The organism is Xanthobacter aminoxidans (assembly GCF_043193615.1).
Lineage (GTDB): Bacteria > Pseudomonadota > Alphaproteobacteria > Rhizobiales > Xanthobacteraceae > Xanthobacter > Xanthobacter aminoxidans.
The window spans coordinates 185,009-204,139 of the sequence record NZ_JBAFUS010000005.1 but is presented as its reverse complement, the minus strand read 5'-3'; the positions used below and the strand labels follow the sequence as shown (position 1 = coordinate 204,139).

General features: G+C 69.1%; 14 protein-coding genes and 1 other RNA gene. 9 read left to right on the top strand and 6 right to left on the bottom strand.

Annotation, left to right across the window (positions count from 1 at the left end; all coding sequences use genetic code 11):
- Positions 1-37 precede the first annotated feature (37 nt).
- Positions 38-406: RNase P RNA component class A (gene rnpB / locus V5F74_RS21475), an RNA gene on the top strand.
- A 45-nt stretch (positions 407-451) separates the two neighbouring features.
- Here the strand turns inward: rnpB and gyrB are convergent.
- The 3 genes from gyrB to V5F74_RS21460 form a co-directional block, all read right to left on the bottom strand.
- Positions 452-2,878 (bottom strand): DNA topoisomerase (ATP-hydrolyzing) subunit B, encoded by a 2,427-nt coding sequence (gene gyrB / locus V5F74_RS21470; protein WP_394009940.1) that lies wholly within the window; start codon positions 2,876-2,878, stop codon positions 452-454.
- A 133-nt stretch (positions 2,879-3,011) separates the two neighbouring features.
- Complete coding sequence (gene queC / locus V5F74_RS21465) at positions 3,012-3,728, bottom strand: 7-cyano-7-deazaguanine synthase QueC (protein WP_394009939.1); 717 nt, start codon at positions 3,726-3,728, stop codon at positions 3,012-3,014.
- Between the two features lie 48 nt (positions 3,729-3,776).
- On the bottom strand, positions 3,777-4,076 hold the full coding sequence (locus tag V5F74_RS21460; protein WP_029556247.1) for a BolA family protein: 300 nt from the start codon (positions 4,074-4,076) through the stop codon (positions 3,777-3,779).
- 241 nt (positions 4,077-4,317) lie between these two features.
- On the opposite strand from V5F74_RS21460, the gene V5F74_RS21455 reads away from it, so the two are divergent.
- The 4 genes from V5F74_RS21455 to V5F74_RS21440 all read left to right on the top strand — a co-directional run bounded on the left by V5F74_RS21455 (position 4,318) and on the right by V5F74_RS21440 (position 9,049).
- The gene (locus V5F74_RS21455; protein WP_024276620.1) at positions 4,318-4,929 is read left to right on the top strand and encodes a J domain-containing protein; all 612 of its coding nucleotides are present in this window, start codon (positions 4,318-4,320) and stop codon (positions 4,927-4,929) included.
- Positions 4,930-5,032: 103 nt separating this feature from the next.
- Positions 5,033-6,016 (top strand): cobaltochelatase subunit CobS, encoded by a 984-nt coding sequence (cobS, locus tag V5F74_RS21450; protein ID WP_394009938.1) that lies wholly within the window; start codon positions 5,033-5,035, stop codon positions 6,014-6,016.
- 124 nt (positions 6,017-6,140) lie between these two features.
- Complete coding sequence (gene cobT, locus V5F74_RS21445; protein ID WP_394009937.1) at positions 6,141-8,039, top strand: cobaltochelatase subunit CobT; 1,899 nt, start codon at positions 6,141-6,143, stop codon at positions 8,037-8,039.
- A complete protein-coding gene (locus V5F74_RS21440; RefSeq protein WP_394009936.1) occupies positions 8,036-9,049 on the top strand; it encodes an esterase-like activity of phytase family protein in 1,014 nt (337 codons plus the stop codon). The genes cobT and V5F74_RS21440 overlap by 4 nt, the downstream gene beginning before the upstream one ends.
- A gap of 32 nt (positions 9,050-9,081) precedes the next feature.
- Here V5F74_RS21440 and lysA read toward each other — a convergent pair whose 3' ends face one another.
- The 3 genes from lysA to argH all read right to left on the bottom strand — a co-directional run bounded on the left by lysA (position 9,082) and on the right by argH (position 12,286).
- The gene (lysA, locus tag V5F74_RS21435) at positions 9,082-10,350 is read right to left on the bottom strand and encodes a diaminopimelate decarboxylase (RefSeq protein ID WP_250165438.1); all 1,269 of its coding nucleotides are present in this window, start codon (positions 10,348-10,350) and stop codon (positions 9,082-9,084) included.
- 125 nt (positions 10,351-10,475) lie between these two features.
- Positions 10,476-10,790 (bottom strand): LPS translocon maturation chaperone LptM, encoded by a 315-nt coding sequence (gene lptM / locus V5F74_RS21430; RefSeq protein WP_155982181.1) that lies wholly within the window; start codon positions 10,788-10,790, stop codon positions 10,476-10,478.
- A gap of 98 nt (positions 10,791-10,888) precedes the next feature.
- Positions 10,889-12,286 carry an argininosuccinate lyase gene (gene argH / locus V5F74_RS21425; protein WP_394009935.1) on the bottom strand — a complete coding sequence of 466 codons (1,398 nt, stop codon included), beginning with the start codon at positions 12,284-12,286 and terminating at the stop codon, positions 10,889-10,891.
- 16 nt (positions 12,287-12,302) lie between these two features.
- On the opposite strand from argH, the gene tlpA reads away from it, so the two are divergent.
- From tlpA to V5F74_RS21405, 4 genes are all read left to right on the top strand, one after another.
- Positions 12,303-13,118, top strand: coding sequence for a thiol:disulfide interchange protein TlpA (tlpA, locus tag V5F74_RS21420; RefSeq protein ID WP_394009934.1), 816 nt, complete (start codon positions 12,303-12,305; stop codon positions 13,116-13,118).
- A gap of 277 nt (positions 13,119-13,395) precedes the next feature.
- Positions 13,396-14,598: a non-hydrolyzing UDP-N-acetylglucosamine 2-epimerase gene (gene wecB / locus V5F74_RS21415; protein ID WP_029556239.1), complete on the top strand. Its 1,203-nt coding sequence runs from the start codon at positions 13,396-13,398 to the stop codon at positions 14,596-14,598.
- Between the two features lies 1 nt (position 14,599).
- Positions 14,600-16,948, top strand: coding sequence for a cellulose biosynthesis cyclic di-GMP-binding regulatory protein BcsB (locus V5F74_RS21410; protein WP_051678888.1), 2,349 nt, complete (start codon positions 14,600-14,602; stop codon positions 16,946-16,948).
- 19 nt (positions 16,949-16,967) lie between these two features.
- Entirely contained in the window at positions 16,968-19,088 is a 2,121-nt protein-coding gene (locus V5F74_RS21405) for a glycosyl transferase family protein (protein WP_394009933.1), read from the top strand.
- Positions 19,089-19,131: the final 43 nt, after the last annotated feature.

Below are 19,131 nucleotides of genomic sequence, written 5' to 3'. Positions count from 1 at the left end.
CTTGACGCCCCGGCCCTAACACCCCATTCCTCCCCCACCAGCCGGCCGGGCGGCCGCGGCATTTCGGTGTCGAGGAAAGTCCGGGCTCCACGCAGACACGGTGCCGGATAACGTCCGGCGGGGGCGACCCCAGGGAAAGTGCCACAGAAATCAAACCACCCGTGCGTGCACGGGCCAGGGTGAAACGGTGGGGTAAGAGCCCACCGCGCGACCGGCAACGGAAGCGGCACGGCAAACCCCACCGGGAGCAAAGTCGAATAGGGACGGCACGGGAAACCACCCCTGTCTACGGGGCGCCGTCCGGGTTGACTGCTAGAGGCGCCGGGCAACCGGCGTCCCAGAGGAATGGTCGCCACGCGGGCGCAAGCCCGCCGTACAGAACCCGGCTTACAGGCCGGCTGGTGTTTCCCTCGGAAGCCGGGAGAGTGACGCGGCGCCCGGCCGCGTCCCCTCACACGTCCACGCTGGCGCGCAGCGCGTTCTCCTGGATGAACTCGCGGCGGGGCTCCACCGTGTCACCCATCAGGCGGCTGAAGAGGTCGTCGGCGGCGTCCACTTCCTTCACGCGCACCTGGAGGAGGGAGCGGGCGTTGATGTCCAGCGTCGTCTCCCACAGCTGCTCGGGGTTCATCTCGCCGAGGCCTTTGTAGCGCTGGAGCGAGAGGCCCTTGCGGCCGGAATCGGTGACAGCGTCGAACAGGTCCACGGCGCCGAACAGCACCTGCTCGTCGCTGCGGCGCTTGAGGGTCGCGGCGGCGGCGAACACGCCGTCGAGGTCGCGGGCGAGGGTGTCGAGCCGGCGTGCCTCGGGGGAGGCGATGAAGGCATGGTCGAGCCGCGCCACCTCGGCGACGCCGCGCACGGTGCGGGAGAAGGCATAGCCGGTCTCGTCGCAGATGCCGGCCCAGCCGCGCTCGGTCTCGTCCGCCAGCGCATCGAGGCGGCGGGCCACCTCGGCGGCCGCGGCGGAACCGGTGGCCTCGTCTTCCAGCGCCGCCGGAGCGAAGGCGCCCGCGATAGCCGCCTGCTCCGCCACCGCGCGGTTGTAGCGGGGATGAAGGCCGCCGAGCGCGCTGCGCAGCTGGCGCGACACGTCCACCACATGGGCGAGGTCGGCGCCGGTGCGCACCTCGCCCGTGGCGAGATGGAGGGAGGCTTCCTCCAGCCCGGTGGTGATGAGGTAGTCCTCCAGCGCCTTCTCGTCCTTGAGGTAGGTCTCGGACTTGCCGCGCGCGACCTTGTAGAGCGGCGGCTGGGCGATGAAGAGGTGGCCTGCATCCACGATCTCCGGCATCTGTCGGAAGAAGAAGGTGAGCAGCAGGGTGCGGATATGGGCGCCGTCCACGTCGGCGTCCGTCATGATGATGATCTTGTGGTAGCGCAGCTTGGCGATGTCGAAATCGTCCCGGCCGATGCCGGTGCCGAGCGCGGTGATGAGCGTGCCGATCTGCTCGGACGACAGCATCTTGTCGAAGCGGGCGCGCTCCACGTTGAGGATCTTGCCGCGGAGCGGCAGCACGGCCTGGAAGGCGCGGTCGCGGCCCTGCTTGGCGGAGCCGCCGGCCGAGTCACCCTCGACGATGAAGATCTCGGACTTGGCCGGGTCCTTCTCCTGGCAGTCGGCGAGCTTGCCGGGCAGGGAGGCGACATCCAGCGGGCTCTTGCGCCGGGTGAGGTCGCGGGCCTTGCGGGCGGCCTCGCGGGCGGCGGCGGCTTCCACCACCTTGCCGATCACGTTCTTCGCCTCGACCGGGTTCTCCTCGAACCAGTTGCCGAGCGCCTCGCCGACCAGGTTCTCCACCACCGGGCGAACCTCCGAGGAGACGAGCTTGTCCTTGGTCTGGGAGGAGAATTTCGGGTCCGGCACCTTCACCGAGAGCACCGCGGTGAGGCCCTCGCGGCAATCCTCGCCCGTGGGGTCCACCTTCTCCTTCTTGGAGATGCCGGACGAGTTGGCATAGCCCAGCACCTGCCGGGTCAGCGCGGCGGCAAAGCCCGTGAAGTGGGTGCCGCGGTCGCGCTGGGGGATGTTGTTGGTGAAGCAGAGCACGTTCTCGTGGTAGCCGTCGTTCCACGAAAGCGCGGCCTCCACCGTGATGCCGTCCTTCTCGGCGCGGATCACCACGGGCTTGGCGATGAGCGCGGCCTTGTTGCGGTCGAGATACTTCACGAAGGCCTCGACGCCGCCCTCGTAATGCAGCTCCTCGCGCTTCGGCTCGGGGCCGCGCGCGTCGGTGAGCACGATGAGCACGCCGGAATTGAGGAAGGCTAGCTCGCGCAGGCGATGCTCCAGCGTCGCGTAGTCGAACTCGATGCGGGTGAAGGTCTGGGGCGAAGGCGTGAACGTCACCTTCGTGCCGCGCTTGCCGGCCGGCGCCGCGCCCACCACCTTCAGCGGCGCCTCTGCGTCGCCGTGGCGGAAGCGCATGAAGTGCTCCTTGCCGTCGCGCCAGATGGTGAGGTCAAGCGTCGTGGACAAGGCGTTCACGACCGAGACGCCCACGCCGTGCAGGCCGCCGGAGACCTTGTAGGAATTCTGGTTGAACTTACCGCCCGCATGCAGCTGGGTCATGATGACCTCGGCGGCGGAAACCCCTTCCTCGGGGTGCAGGTCGGTGGGGATGCCGCGGCCGTCGTCGGTCACGGTCACCGAGCCGTCGGCCTCCAGCGTGACGGTGACTTCCTTGGCCCAGCCGGCCAGGGCCTCGTCGATGGCGTTGTCCACCACCTCGTAGACCATGTGGTGCAGGCCCGAGCCGTCGTCCGTGTCACCGATGTACATGCCGGGACGCTTGCGGACCGCATCGAGGCCCTTGAGCACCTGGATGGACTGGGCGCCGTAGTCGTCGGGGGACTCGGCGGGCACGGGTTCGGCCATGGGGACTTCCGATTCGATTCTGCGACTTAGCGATCTGAGGTGTAGCAAATCTAACGCAACGCGGCGGCTATTTGGTGGCGGCTCGGCTTGTTTTCCTGCGTTTTCCAAGGCTCGGCGGCCATTTAGGGGCCATTCAGCCGGCGCTGTAGCGTGCAAATCCATCCGCCCGCAACTTGCAGGCGGGGCATTCGCCGCAGCCATAGCCCCAGGCGTGGCGGTGGCCGCGGTCGCCGAGATAGCAGGTGTGGGTCTCCTCGACGATGAGATCCACCAGCGGACGGCCCCCCAGATGCTCGGCGAGGCGCCAGGTCTCGGCCTTGTCGATCCACATGAGCGGCGTGTGGAGGACGAAGCGCTTCTCCATGCCGAGGTTCAGGGCCACCTGCATGGCCTTGATGGTGTCGTCTCGGCAGTCGGGATAGCCGGAGAAATCCGTCTCGCACATGCCGCCGACGATGTGGCGGAGCCCCCGGCGATAGGCGAGGGCGGCAGCGAAGGTGAGGAAGACGAGGTTGCGGCCGGGCACGAAGGTGTTCGGCAGGCCGTTCGCCTCCATGTGGACGGCGACGTCGCGGGTCAGGGCCGTGTCGGAGATCTGGCCGAGCACGGGCAGGTCCAGCACGTGGTCGGCATCGAGCCGGGCGGCCCACAGCGGGTTGAGGGCGCGGAAGGCGGCGCGCAGCACCGGGCGGCGCTCCAGTTCCACCGCGTGGCGCTGGCCATAGTCGAAGCCCAGGGTCTCCACCCGGCCGAAGCGCTCCAGCGCATAGGCGAGGCAGGTGGCGGAATCCTGCCCGCCGGAGAAGAGGACGAGCGCGCCCTCTTCCCGATGCAGCGCGGCCTCAGCCATGCGCAGGCGACCCCTTTACCGAATCCAGGCTCATTCGCCGGGGGCGGTTCATTCACCCGGCGCCTTGGCCTCGATGGCCAGGGCGTGCAGACCGCGCGCGATCTCGCCTTCCAGCAGGCCGTTGACGATGCGGTGCCGCTCCACCCGGCTCTTGCCGGTGAAGCTCGGGGAGACCACCCGCACCCTGAGGTGGGTGATGCCGCCGTCGCCGCGATTGGCGCCCTTGTGATCATGCATCACGCCGGCGTGGCCGGCATGCTTGTGGCTCTCGTCCTCAAGCTCGAGGGCGAGGGGGCTGAGGCCGGCTTCGAGCGTCTGGCGGATGTCGGAAAGGGAAGAGTGGGACATGATGAAAAGGCTTCTGTGAAAAGGAATGGACCGAAGAAAGCGGCCGGTTATGGCGCTCCCGCGTGGGCGGCATTATATGGGGCTTGTCGCGGCCTGCCACCCTCGGTCACGATGAGGCCGGCTTAGCCGCTTCCGCTCCCGACGTCACATCCCCCGCTACCCCTGTGGCATGGCGCTTTCTCCACGCGCTGCACCGCAATTCCTTGCCGCGCCGCGGAACGACGCACATAATCGATCGGCCATGAAATTCGACTCCCCCCTTTTCGACCGCATCCGGGTCAAGCCCGCCGACGACCGGCATCGCCCCCGGCTGTCGCTGACGGGCTGCCAGTGGCCGGGCTGCACGGCGGAGGGCACGCACAAGGCGCCCAAGGGGCGGCATCAGGAAGGCCAGTACTGGTCCTACTGCCTCGACCATGTGAAGGCATACAACCAGTCCTACAACTATTTCTCGGGCATGACCGACGACGCGGTGTATGCCTACCAGAAGGACGCGCTGACCGGTCATCGCCCCACCTGGAAGATGGGCATGAAGGGCGCCAGCGGCCGCCGGCCGGGCGCGGACACCGGCGACGGCATGCGCGATCCCTTCGGCTTTACCGCCGAGATGGGCGGCACCTTCCGGGCCGACCGGCCGGAGCCGGACGGCAAGATCGTGCGCACCGCGGAGCGGCGGGCGCTGGAGGTGATGGGCCTCGAAATGTCGGCCAGCGCGGTCGAGATCAAGGCCCGCTACAAGGAACTGGTGAAGCTGCACCACCCCGACGCGAACGGCGGCGACCGTTCTTCGGAGGACCGCCTGCGCAGCGTCATCCAGGCCTACAACAGCCTCAAGCAGGCAGGTTTCTGCTGAGCGGTCCTCAGGATCGCCGGCGACGCGGAGGCGGCTCCTCGGACCGCGCCGTGATGGATACGGACACGAAATGGGGCGCGCGGGGCGCGCCGACGGAGGAGTTATGAGCGGTTTGGAGACCACTGCCCCGATGCCGGACATGAAGGTGTCGGTTCGCCAGACGTTCGGCATCGATATCGACATGGAGGTTCCGGCCTACTCCGAAGCCGACTCCCACGTCCCCGAGCTGGACCCGGATTACCTGTTCGACCGGCCGACCACCCTGGCCATCCTGGCCGGCTTTGCGCGCAACCGTCGCGTGATGGTCACAGGATACCATGGAACCGGAAAGTCCACCCATATCGAGCAGGTGGCGGCGCGGCTGAACTGGCCGTGCGTGCGCATCAACCTCGACAGCCACATCTCGCGCATCGACCTCATCGGCAAGGATGCGATCGTGGTGAAGGACGGCCTGCAGGTCACCGAATTCCGCGACGGCATCCTGCCCTGGGCCTACCAGAACAACGTCGCCCTGGTGTTCGACGAATATGACGCCGGCCGCCCGGACGTGATGTTCGTGATCCAGCGCGTGCTGGAGAGCTCCGGCCGCCTGACCCTGCTCGACCAGAGCCGGGTGATCCGCCCACACGGCGCCTTCCGGTTGTTCGCCACCGCCAACACCATCGGCCTCGGCGACACCACCGGCCTCTATCACGGCACCCAGCAGATCAACCAGGCGCAGATGGACCGCTGGTCCATCGTCACCTCGCTGAACTATCTCGCCCACGACAAGGAAGTGGACATCGTCCTCGCCAAGGCGAAGCACTTCCAGAACGTGGAAGGCCGCGACACGGTGAACCGCATGGTCCGCCTCGCCGACCTTACCCGGCAGGCGTTCATGAACGGCGATCTCTCCACCGTCATGAGCCCGCGCACGGTCATCACCTGGGCCGAGAACGCGGACATCTTCCGCGACATCGCCTTCGCCCTGCGTGTCACCTTCCTCAACAAGTGCGACGAGCTGGAGCGCCCGCTGGTGGCGGAGTTCTACCAGCGCTGCTTCGGCCAGGAGCTGGCCGAGAGCACGGTGAACGTCGCTCTGTCCTGAACCGGTGCGGCTCAGCCGCGCCTTGCATTGAACGGGCTGCGCTACGGCGTGGCCTGTTTCCCCGCAGGAGGCGCCTCTTCGCGAAGCGCTTCTCAAAGACGCAAGAGCCGAAGAAGCACGCGCCATGGCCACCAACCGCACCACCGGCAAGGCCCCCAAGGAAGCGCCGTCCGAGCCGTTCAAGCGCGCCGTCACCGGCTGCTTCAAGGCCATCGCCGGCGTCTCCGAGTTCGAGGTGACCTTCGCCTCCGAGCGTCCGGCGCTCGGCCCGGACCGGGTGCGCCTGCCCGAGCCGCCGCGCCGCTTCACGCTGCAGGACGCCGCCATCGTGCGCGGCCATGCGGATTCCCTCGCCTTGCGCCGCGCCTGTCACGACCCCGGCGTCCATCGCAAGATGCTGCCCCAGGGCGAAGTCGCCCGCGGCGTGTTCGAGGCGGTGGAGCAGGCGCGGGTGGAGGCCATCGGTGGCAACCGCATGCCGGGCGTGAAGCGCAACCTCGCAGCCATGTTGCAGGACCGCTACCACCGCGCCAATTTCGCCGACATCACCGAGCGCTCCGAGGCGCCCATCGCCGACGCGGTGGCCCTCATGGTGCGCGAGCGCCTGACCGGCGAGCCCCCGCCCCCCGACGCCCGGCGCGTGGTGGACCTCTGGCGCCCCTTCATCGAGGAGCGAGCCGAGGGCGACCTCGCGCGGCTCATCGACAGCATCGAGAACCAGAAGAAGTTCGGCGAGATCGCCCGCGATCTCCTCGCCTCCCTCGACATGGGCGAGGAAAGCGGCCTCGACACCGAGCAGGAGCCCGAGGAGAACGAGAACGAGGGCGGCGCCGACGAGCAGGGCGGCGAGAACGGCGAAAGCCGCGAGGACGACAGCCAGCAGGGCGCCACCGAGATGGAGGCCGAGCTCTCCGAGGAGGAGATGCCCGACTCTGCCGCCCAGAGCGAGGCCGCGCCCCCCGCCGACGTGCCCGACGGCACCGAGATGGGCGACAGCGAGGAGCCGGCCGAACCATGGTCGCCGCGTCCACCGATGACGCACGACAATCGCGGGCCGGAATACCACGCCTTCACCACCAAGTTCGACGAGGAGACCTCGGCGGAGGACCTCTGCGATCCCGAGGAGCTGACGCGGCTCCGCTCCTATCTCGACAAGCAGCTGGCCCACCTCCAGGGCGTGGTGGCGCGTCTTGCCAACCGCCTCCAGCGCAAGCTGCTGGCGCAGCAGAACCGCGCCTGGGAATTCGACCTCGAAGAGGGCGTGCTCGATCCCGCGCGTCTGCCGCGGGTCATCATGGACCCCATGGCAGCGCTGTCCTTCAAGCGCGAGCGCGACACCGACTTCCGCGACACGGTGGTGACGCTGCTCATCGACAATTCCGGCTCCATGCGCGGCCGGCCCATCACGGTGGCCGCCACCTGCGCCGATATCCTCGCCCGCACGCTGGAGCGCTGCGGCGTGAAGGTGGAGGTGCTGGGCTTCACCACGCGCGCCTGGAAGGGCGGCCAGTCCCGCGAGGCCTGGCTCGCCGCCGGCAAGCCCGCCACCCCCGGCCGCCTCAACGATCTCAGGCACATCATCTACAAGTCGGCCGACGCCCCGTGGCGCCGGGCGCGCCGCAACCTCGGCCTGATGATGCGCGAGGGCCTCCTCAAGGAAAACATCGACGGCGAGGCGCTGGACTGGGCGCACAAGCGCCTGCTGGCCCGCACCGAGGCGCGGCGCATCCTGATGATGATTTCCGACGGCGCGCCGGTGGACGATTCCACGCTGTCGGTGAACGCCGGCAATTATCTGGAGCGGCACCTCCGCCACATCATCACCGAGATCGAGACCCGCTCGCCGGTGGAGCTGATCGCCATCGGCATCGGCCATGACGTGACGCGCTACTACCGTCGCGCCGTCACCATCGTGGACGCCGAGGAGCTGGGCGGGGTGATGACCGAGAAGCTCGCCGAGCTGTTCGAGGAAACCCCCGGCGGTGGCGGCAAGGGGGCGTCGCGGGGCGGCCGCCTGCATTGACGCGGGGCCTGCGCGCTTTAGGCATTGTCGCCGCCGGAATTCTCGGCGGCGCACTGCTGTTCAATCTCGCCTTTTCCAAGCCGGGCGCGCTGCCGCCCGAGCCCGTGGCCATCACGGTCACGGCGCAGCCCGTCGCCACCTTCAAGCGCGGGGACGAACTCACGCAGTTCGGCCCGCTGAAGTTCCTCGGCGGGCTGGTGCTGACCTCGCCCTTTCCGGGCTTCGGTGGCATCTCCGGCTTCGCGCTGGAGCAGGACGGACACTTCCTCGCCATCACCGATGCCGGCCTGTTCCTCTCCGGTCGCCTCGTCACCGAGAATGACCGCCCCACCGGCCTCGCCGATGTGACTGCCGCGGCGCTGCTCGATGCCGATGGCAAGGTGCAGGCCGAAAACGCCCGCGAGGATGTGGAATCCGTCACCCTCGCGCCCGATGCCGCCTATGTGGCGATGGAGACCATCAACGAAATCTGGCGCTATCCGCGCGATGCCCTCGGCAAGCGCGGCACGCTGGTGCCGGCGCCAGCCATCAAGGGGCTGAGGCGCAATACCGGCCTCGAAAGCCTCGCCTTCATGCCCTCCGGCCCGCTCAAGGGCGCGCTCATCGCCATCGGGGAAGAGGGGGCGAAGAAGGCGGACGACCTGCCCGGCTTCATCATCGGTGGCCCCGCGCCCGGCACCTTCACCGTGACCAAGAGCGGTCCGTTCGATGCCACCGACCTCGCGCTGGGGCCGGACGGCAATTTCTACCTTCTGGAGCGCCACTATACGCCGCTCGAAGGCGTCAACATGCAGCTCCGCCGCTTCCCGGCCAGCGAGGTGAAGCCGGGGGCGCGCATCACCGGCGAGGTGCTGGGCCGCTTCGACATGGGCTACGAGATCGACAACATGGAAGGCCTCGGCGTCACCCGCAGCGCCGCCGGCGAGATCCTGCTGACCATGATTTCCGACGACAATTTCAGCCCGCTCCAGCGCACCATCCTGCTGCGCTTCGCGGTGTCGGGGGACTGAGGCGAGGCCCTGATCGAGTGGTTCGCGCCGGTTCAGTCCAGCCAGGGCGCTGGCCGGTCGAGGGCGATCAGCGCCGCGGGATCGACCCGCGGGCGCACCACCGCCGCTTGGGGTCCACGCACCAGCACCTCAGGGACGAGGGCGCGGGTGTTGTAGGTGCCGGACTGCACGGCGCCATAGGCCCCCGCCGTCATCACCGCCAGCAGGTCGCCGGGCTTCACCTCCGGCAGCGGCCGGTCGAGGGCGAGGAAATCGCCCGTCTCGCACACCGGGCCGACCACGTCGGCGATCACCAGGGCGGCGCCGGCCGCCGGCTCGGCCACCGGCACGATGTCGTGGTGGGCCTCGTAGAGGGTGGGGCGGATGAGGTCGTTCATGGCGGCGTCCACCACCACGAAGGTCTTGCCCTCGCCCTTCTTCACATAGATCACGCGGGTGACGAGGATGCCGGCGTTAGCGACCAGCATCCGTCCCATCTCGAACACCAGCGGCAGCTTCAGGTCGCCGAGCGCCCGCCCGATCACTTCGGCATAAGCGGCGGGGGAGGGCGGTACCGGGTCGGAGGCGGCATAGGGCACGCCGAGCCCGCCGCCGAGGTCCATGTGGTGCAGCCGGTGGCCAGCGGCCATGAGGTCGCGCGCCAGCTCGGCCAGCAGCGTCACCGCGTTCTCGAACGGCGCCATGTCGGTGATCTGGCTGCCGATGTGCATGTCCACGCCGGATATGGCGAGGCCGGGCAGGCGCGCGGCGTAGTCGTACACGTCCCGCGCGCGGGAGATCGGGATGCCGAACTTGGTGGCCGACTTGCCGGTGGAGATCTTCTTGTGGGTCTTCGCGTCCACGTCCGGATTGACGCGGATGGAGACCGGCGCCGTCACGCCCTTGGACAGGGCGACCTGCGACAGGGCATCCAGCTCCGGCTCGCTCTCCACATTGAAGCAGAGGATGCCGGCGTCCAGCGCCTCACCCATTTCCTCCCGCGTCTTGCCGACGCCGGAGAAGACGATGCGCTCGCCCGGCACGCCGGCGGCGCGGGCGCGCATCAGCTCGCCGGAAGAAACGATGTCGGCCCCCGCGCCGAGGCGGGCGAGGGTGGAGATGACCGACTGGTTGGAATTGGCCTTCAGCGCGTAGCACAGCAGCACGTCGCGGCCGGCGAACGCCTCCATGAACACGCGATAGTGCCGCTCCAGCGTGGCGGTGGCGTAGCAATAGAAGGGCGTGCCCACCTCGGCGGCGAGGGACGTGAGGTCCACGTCCTCGGCATGAAGGCGGCCGTTGCGATAGTCGAAATGGTGCATCGGGGCGGCTTGTCGGAGGCTCGTTCTGCGCGCCCGGCCGGGGTGGCGCCGTCAGGCGGGCGCCGGGGAGCGAGGAAGGGGTTCTTGTACGGAAGGCCGTTCAGCGCGGCCTTCGGGCCTGCGGATCAGAGCAGGCCGTCGATGAGGAGCGGCTGGTCGGGGCGGTCGATGCCCTTCAGCAGCTTGTCCGAGCTGCTGGAGGAGCCGGAGGTCTTTTTCTTCTCCCAGGAGGCGTGCGGAACCGCGCTCTCGTTGAACTCCGCCGCCGTCTTGGGTGGTGTGTAGGAACTGCTGGAATCCGCCGCAGCCGTGGCCGTGGCGGGCTTCGGCGGGGGGGCCGCCGCATGGGCGCCGGGCGGGGGCTCCAACGGACCCTTCACGCCGCACGCCGCGAGGGCGAGGGTGCCGCAGAGGGCCATCAGGGTCGCAAGGGTTCGCATCTTCGTCCGTGCCATTGGCATCAAGGTCGGCGCCACTATAGCCCGCGCTGCGGCAAAGGCGAGCCCCTGGGCCGGCCGGGGGCTCCATCCGGCCGGCATCAGGTCGCGTCCGGGGCCGCCCCGAGGCGCTTCAGCCAGCGCCGCGCCTGGGCGCGCACGCGCTGCGGCGCGGTGCCGCCATAGCTGGTGCGGCTGCGCACCGAGCGCACCACGGACAGAACGGAGAAGACGTCGCCGGTGATGCGCTTGTCCACCGCCTGCATGTCCTCGATCGGCACCTTGTGCAGCGCAATGCCGCGGTCGGAGGCCAGCGCCACGATGCGGCCGGTAATGTGGTGCGCCTCGCGGAACGGTATGTTCAGCGCCCGGACCAGCCAATCGGCGAGGTCGGTGGCGGTGGAATAGCCCTGGCCGGCGGCTGTGGCCATGCGCTTCTCGTCCGGCGACAGGTCGCGGACCATGCCGGCGGTGGCGGCGATCACCAGGGAGAGGGCCGAGAAGGCATCGAACGCGCCTTCCTTGTCCTCCTGCATGTCCTTGGCATAGGCCAAAGGCAGGCCCTTCATCACCACGAGGATGCCGGTGAGCGCGCCGATGATGCGCCCGGCCTTGGCGCGCACCAGCTCGGCGGCGTCGGGATTGCGCTTCTGCGGCATGATGGACGAGCCGGTGGTGAAGGCATCCGACAGCTTCACCAGCGCGAAGGACGGCGAGGTCCAGATCACCACCTCTTCGGCGAAGCGCGAGAGGTGGATGGCGCAGATGGACGCGGCCGAGAGCGTCTCCATCACGAAATCGCGGTCGGAGACGGCATCGAGCGAGTTGGCGGTGGGCCGGTCGAAGCCGAGCGCGGCGGCGGTGGCCTCGCGGTCGATGGGGAAGGAGGTGCCGGCCAGCGCCGCCGAGCCCAGCGGACATTCGTTGAGGCGCGCCCGCGCGTCGGCGAAGCGGCTGCGGTCGCGCGCCATCATTTCCACATAGGCCATCAGATGGTGGCCGAAGGTCACCGGCTGGGCGGTCTGCAGATGGGTGAAGCCGGGCATGACAGTGGCGGCGTGGGCCAGCGCCTTCTCGGCCAGCGCCCGCTGGAGATCGGCGAGCTGGGCGTCGAGGGCGTCCACCGTGTCGCGCACGTAGAGGCGGAAGTCGGTAGCCACCTGATCGTTGCGCGAGCGGGCGGTGTGCAGGCGCCCGGCCGGAGCGCCGATCAGCTCGGCGAGGCGCGATTCCACGTTCATGTGGATGTCCTCCAGCTCGCGCCGGAAGGAGAACTTGCCCGCCTCGATCTCTGACAGGATCGTGTCTAGACCCTTGGTGATCTTCTGGGCATCTTTCGCCGCCACGATGCCCTGGGCGGCCAGCATGGCCGCATGCGCCTTTGAACCGGCGATATCCTGCGCATAAAGACGCTGGTCGAAGCCGATGGAGGCGTTGATCTCCTCCATGATGGCGTCGGGGGCAGTGCTGAAGCGCCCGCCCCACATCTTGTTGCTCATGACGGACCCTCCGGTGATGACCACTGCCGACGACAACCGCGCGACTGACCCTCAGGACACGGCGACCGGCCCCGCGCCGGGCGCGCCGGTGGCGAGGCGCTCTTCCGCGGTGAGGACGATCGGCGTGGTCGCGCTGGCGACGCTGGCGGGCGCCGTGGCCGGCGCGCTCGCCCTATACGGGATGAACCGCCTCCCCGGCAATGCACCGCAGGGCCAGAGCGTGGCCAGTGTGCCGGCACCAGCCCCTTCCGGGGCGGCCGCTGACCCCGCCTGCGCCGGTACGGTGGAGCGGGTGCGGGCCTTCGCGCCCCTCGCCAAGGGCGAGCTGGCCGCGATCGCGCTGGCGAGCGAGCCGCGCCGCCTGCCGCCGCTCACCTTCACCGATGCCTCCGGCAAGCCGGTGACGCTGGCGGATTTCAAGGGCCGCGTGGTGCTGCTTAATCTCTGGGCCACCTGGTGCGTGCCCTGCCGCAAGGAGATGCCGGCCCTCGACCATCTGGAAAAGCGGCTGGGCGGGCCGGATTTCGCGGTGGTGGCGGTCAATCTCGATACGCGCGACCCGGACAAGCCGCGCGCCTTCCTCTCCGAGATCGGCGTGAACAGCCTCGCCTTCTATAGCGATCCGGCGACCAAGACCTTCCAGGCCCTGCGCGGGGTGGGCCGCGGCTTCGGCCTGCCAACCACCCTCCTCGTCGATCGGGACGGCTGCGAGATGGCCTATCTGGCGGGTCCGGCGGAATGGGGCGGTGCCGATGCGGAAGCGCTGGTGAAGGCCGCCATCGGCGCCGGCCGGGCGGATGCGGCAGGTTCCAGTTCGGCAGCTTCCCGCTGAGCTGACGCTTGGCGGAATAAGATACCTGCCTCGACGGGGCCGCCGCGTTCCAATCTGCGAAAATATCGTCTCGCTTAAAGCTCTTGCAACCTTCAGGTGGCAGAGTTCTCTGCAACCAGGGGGATGGGGAAGCTAGGCGCTGCCGGGGCGACGGTGCGGCGCTGCCGTTTACCTTTCTTTCACTCCTTTTTCATTTGCGCGAAAAGAGCTGGTATATCTTGCTCTTGACAGCACGCCTGTGCGCGTTCATTCGAAGTCGAATCACCGGTGGCGACCATTGAAAATATTGTCGATTTTCGGAACGCGCCCTGAGGCGATCAAGATGGCGCCGGTGGTCCAGGCGCTGGCGCGGGAGCCGGCCATCCAGTCGCTCGTCTGTGTCACCGGCCAGCACCGGGAGATGCTGGATCAGGTTCTCCGCCTCTTCGACCTGACGCCCGACTTCGATCTTGGTCTGATGTCCCACAATCAGGGGTTGAATCGTCTTGCCGGCGGCGCGCTTTGTGCGCTCGACAGCGTGCTTGAGGATGTGAAGCCGGATCGCGTGCTGGTCCATGGCGACACCACCACCGCCATGGCTGCGGCCCTTGCCGCCTTCCATCGCCGCATTCCGGTGGGGCATGTGGAGGCGGGCCTGCGCACCTACCACCTCGGCCAGCCCTTTCCCGAGGAGATGAACCGCCGCGTCGCCGATCTGTGCAGCGACCTCCTGTTCGCGCCCACCCCCGGCTCGCGCGACAATCTTTTGTCGGAGCAGCTCGAGGGGCAAGTCTTCGTGACCGGCAACACGGTGATCGACGCGCTCCAGTCGGTCCAGCGTCGCCTCGACGCCGATCCGGACCTGCGTGCCGCCCTCGACGCCGAACTTCCGCAGCTCGATCCGCGCCGGCCCATCCTTCTGGTGACGGGGCACCGGCGCGAGAATTTCGGCGAGGGGTTCCGCAACATCTGCGAGGCGCTGGACCAGATCGCCGACCGCGGCGATGTGGAGATCGTCTATCCGGTCCACCTCAATCCCAACGTCAAGGGTCCGGTGACGGCGGCGCTCGCCGGCCGACCCAACGTGCATCTCGTGCCGCCGCTCGACTATCTGCCGTTCCAGCGGCTGATGCAGCGCTCGCACATCGTGCTCACCGATTCCGGCGGCGTACAGGAAGAGGCGCCCGCGCTGGGCAAGCCCGTCCTCGTCATGCGCGAGATGACGGAGCGGCCGGAGGCGGTGCATGCCGGCACGGTCCAGCTCGTCGGCACAAGCCGCGCCGCCATCGTCAACGCGGTGTCCCGCCTTCTCGACGATCCGGTGGCCTATGCGGCCTACGCCGGACGCATCAACCCCTACGGCGACGGGCAGGCCTGCCGCCGGATCGTGGACTGCATCTGCGGGCGGCCGATGCAGGAATTTTCCCCCCTCCAATCCCCGCCTGCCGCGTCCGCTCCTCGGCGTCCCGCCGGCCTCGACGCCCTGCTCGTGAGAGACTGACATGCGACACCTTGCCTCTTCCATCGCCCCCGGCCGGGCCGCCCGGGGCTTCACTCCCCGGCGCTTTTCCACACTGGCCGCCGCCCTCGTGCTGCCGGTGAGCCTGCTCTCGGCCTGGCCGGCGGCAGCGCAGTCACGCAACCCGGCGCCGCCGGTGGTCGCCCAGGCCCCTGTCGCCCAGGCCCCTGTTGCCCAGCAGCCGGCTTATGTGGCGCCGGCCTACGTGCCGCCGGTGGACCCGATCCTCTCGGCCATCCAGGAGCGGGCGGCGGACACCCGCGTCACGCGGTCCTTCACCCTCGGCGATCTCGGCATCGAGGGGCCGGTGGTGCTGCAGGGCATGGATGCGCGCCGCGACATCTATCTGCCGGTGCCGGCCGGCGTGCCGCTGGAGAATGCCAGCATCGCCGTCGACGGCGAGTATCTGCGGGGCGACGGCGGGCGCACCACCATGGTGCTCTCGGTGGACAGCACGCCGGTGTTCTCGCGGCGCCTCGAAGGCGACAACGGCAGCGCCAGTGCCACCATCTCGGTGGATAATCGGCCGCGGGAGACCGGCTTCGTGCGCTTCGGCACCGCCTGGTCGTCGGTGATCGGCGAGGCGCTGTGCGCCGACGAACGCGGCATCGGCAACGTGCTGAAGCTGCGCCCGTCCACCCGCTTCACCTACAGCTATGATGCCGGGCAGGTGCGCAGCCTCGCCACCGCCTGGAGCGGCATGCCCGGTTCCGGCGCGCTGCTGGTGGCCGGCGGCACCCTCTCCAAGGACACCTACGACACCGCCTGGCGGCTCGGCCTTGCGCTCGAGACCGCCGGCAAGCGCCTTGTCGTGAAGACGCTGCCCTCCATCGGCGACGAGGTGGACCTGACCAACGTCGACGTGCCGGCCTCGCTGCGCGCGGTCGCCCCCTTCTCCAGCTTCGTCGGCGTGAAGAGCTACCGCATCCGCGACGCGTCCGAGATCGGCGCGCTTCTGGTGATGCCCGGCTCCCCGCTCGGTGCCGACGTGGCGGTGGCGGATGTCTCCCTTCTGTCCGGCATCCGCGGCGCGCTCGACGCCCTCGGCGCCCGCCTGGGCACCGCCTCCGGTGCCTTCATGGAATGGCGGGCCAAGGCGGCGAGCCTCGGTTCATCCAGCATCGCCCCGGACGAGGTGAGCCTGCAGTTCCTCGCCGGACGTCCGATCATCGCGGTCGGCGGCGCCGCCGGCGGCAAGGCCACCCAGCTGTTCGACAGCTTCTGGCGGACCTCGCTGGCCACCGGCACCGTGACCATCCGCGCGGTGGATGTGGGGCCGGAGAAGCCTTCCTCCGTGCCGCTGTCCAGCCTCGGCCCGACCGACGGCAACCTCGACGTGCTCGCCCGCGGCGACTGGGTGGTGACGTTCGATCTCGCCGCCGCCACCGGTGGCCGTAGCCTGCCGAGCCGGCTGAACCTCGATGTCGCGGCCGCGCCCGGCGCCTCCTCCTCCGAACCGGTGGTGGCGGTGTTCCTCAACGACGTGCTGCTGGCCGCCAAGCGCCTCGACGCCACCGGCCACCCCGAGCATGTGACGGCCGCCGTGCCGCCCTATGCGCTCGCGGCCCGCAACGTGCTGCGCGTGACCTTCCAGCGCCAGCCGGTGAGCGACCGCTGCCGCGAGACGCCCCAGGCCTTCCCGGTCTCGGTCCTGCCCACCAGCCATTTCGAGCTGGGCGGCGCGGCGCCGGGCGGCGACTTCCTGGGCGTGATCTCGGCCATGGCCTCGGGCGGCAAGCTGCTGGTTCCCGACAGCTATCTCGCCACCGCCAAGGCCAGCCTGCCGCGCGTGGTGCGCGCCGCCGCCGCCGCCGGCATGCCGGCCGGCACCAGCACCTTCGACGTGTCCTCCGTGGGCACGCCGTTCCGCGCCACCGGCGGCTTCCTCGCCCTCGATGTGCCGGTGCAGGGCGTGGCGGTGAAGGCCAAGGTGGACGGCGACCGTCTGATCGTCGGCGCCGACGAGAAGGCCCGCATGCTGGACATCACCGGCCTGAAGAACGTGGCCCTGGTGCAGGCGGTGCGCGGCGACGACGCCCGCGGCATCCTGTGGCAGAGCATCGGACCCGTGGCCATGACCCCGGCGAAGGCCGTGCGCTTGTCGAAGGGCGACGTGGCCCTGGTGGGCGTCGACGGCACCCTGACCGAGCTCGCCGCCTCCGGCGCCGCCCCGGGCACGGTGCGCGTCGCCGACACCGACGGCCCGGCCGGCACCCTGCAGCGGCTGTGGCAGAATTCGTCGGACTGGGGCCTGCCGCTCGGCATCGGGGCCGCCGCCCTGTTCTTCCTGCTGCTGATCCGCGCCTCGCAAGTGCGCCGGCGCGGCAACTGACCGGATCGGGACCGCCCCCATGGCACTCTATTGGCCCTATCTCCTGGCCGATTACATCCGCTTCGTCGAATACGTGGCGGCCGTGGTGGCGGTCATCATCCTGATCTCGTCGCTCGACGATCTGTTCGTCGATGCCTGGTACTGGGGGCGGCGGATCTACCGCCGCTTCGTCATCGAGCCGTTCATCCGCCCGCTCACCCCGGCCGCGCTCTACCAGAAGGATGAGCAGCCGCTGGCCATCATGATTCCCGCCTGGCTCGAATCCCCCGTGATCGCGGCCATGATCGAGAACATGGTGAGCGTGCTGGACTACCGGCGCTACGTGATCTTCGTCGGCACCTATCCCAACGACCCCGACACCATCGCCGAGGTCGAGCGCATGCGCCGGCGCTACAAGCAGCTGGTGCGGGTGGAGACGCGCAATCCCGGCCCCACCAACAAGGCGGACTGCCTCAACACGGTGGTGCGCGCCATCTTCCAGCACGAGCAGATAACCGGCGTGGAATTCGCGGGTCTGGTGCTGCACGACGCCGAGGACGTGCTGCATCCGCTTGAGCTGCGCTATTTCAGCTATCTCCTGCCGCGCAAGGACCTGATCCAGGTGCCGGTGCTCTCGCTGGAGCGCCACTGGTCGGAGCTGGTGGCCGGCATCTACATGGACGAGTTCGCCGAATGGCACGCCAAGGACCTCGTGGTCCGCGAGAGCGTCGCCGGCTCGGTGCCGTCCGCGGGCGTGGGCACCTGCTTCTCGCGCAAGGCCATGCTGCACCTTCTGTCCGACGGCACGGGCGAGGTGTTCAACACCTCGAGCCTGACCGAGGACTACGACATCAGCGCCCGGCTCTCCGCGGCGCACATGCAGTCCATCATCGCCCGCCTGCCGGTGGAATACGTCGTCAAGCGCGAGAGCCTGTTCGGCTTCGGCGAGCAGAAGGAAATCCTTCTCTCCATGCCGCTGTGCGTGCGCGAGTTCTTCCCCGACACGTTCCGCACCTCCTACCGGCAGAAGGCGCGCTGGTCGCTGGGCATCGCCTTCCAGGGCTGGCGCTCCATGGGCTGGCGCGGCAACTGGGCGACCAAGTACTTCCTGTTCCGTGACCGCAAGGGCATCGTGACCTCCCTCGTGGCCGTGCTGGCCTATGTGGTCGCGGCGCACTTCCTCATTTTCATGGGGGCGGAGAAGCTCGGCCTGCTGCCGGCCCGCTACCCCTCCATCTTCGCCACCGAGACCTGGTTGCTGGCGGTGCTGACCGGCAACGCCGTCGCGTTCGCGCTACGGTTGTTGCAGCGCTATTATTTCGTCGCCAAGGTCTATGGCTGGGAACAGGGGCTGATGTCCGTTCCCCGCGTGGTGATGGCGAATTTCGTCAACTTCGCTGCCACCGTGCGCGCGTGGAAGCTGTTCATGGGCCACGTCTTCCTCGGCCGGAAGATCGTGTGGGACAAGACCACCCACGACTTCCCCGATCAGGCGGAGCTGGGCCAGCAGCGCCAGCGCCTGGGCGAGCTTCTGCTCACCTGGCAGGCAGTGCTGCCGGAGCACGTGGAGGAGGCGCTGTCGCTGCAGGCGGAGCGGCAGCAGCCGCTCGGGCGCATCCTCGTCTCCCGCGGCTGGCTCGACGAGGAGACGCTGGCCGAAGCCATGGCCTTCCAGTCCAACCTGCCGCGCACCGTCGTCACCGAGCAGATGGTGCGGCAGTTCAACGATCTCCTGCCCATCGATCTGATGGTGCGGCGGCGCGTGCTGCCCATCGGCCGCGATCCGGGCGGCCGCCTCATCGTCGCGGTGCCTTCGCCGCTCGGAGACAAGGCTCTGGAGGAACTGCGCCGCGCGGTGGGCGACGAGCCGCTCCAGCGCATTGCCCGCGAGAGCGAGATCAATGACGGCCTGCGCCTGCTGCGTGGCATGACCGGCAATGCGGAGGGCCAGAAGTCGCCGCCGCTGCTGGGCGACCTGCTGCTGGAAAAGGGGCTGATGCGGCGCGAGGCGTTCGAGGCCGCCATGGAGAACTACCGTCCCGACGAGGACGGCCGCATCGGCGAATATCTCGTGCGCTGCGGCGTGGTGACGGAAGAAGCCCTGCGCGCCACGATCCGCGAGCAGGAGCGCCGGGTCGCCGCGTCGCTCGCGCCGGTATGAGTCTCGGCAAGTCCGGCGTGGTCACGTCCGGCCCGGCCGGTCC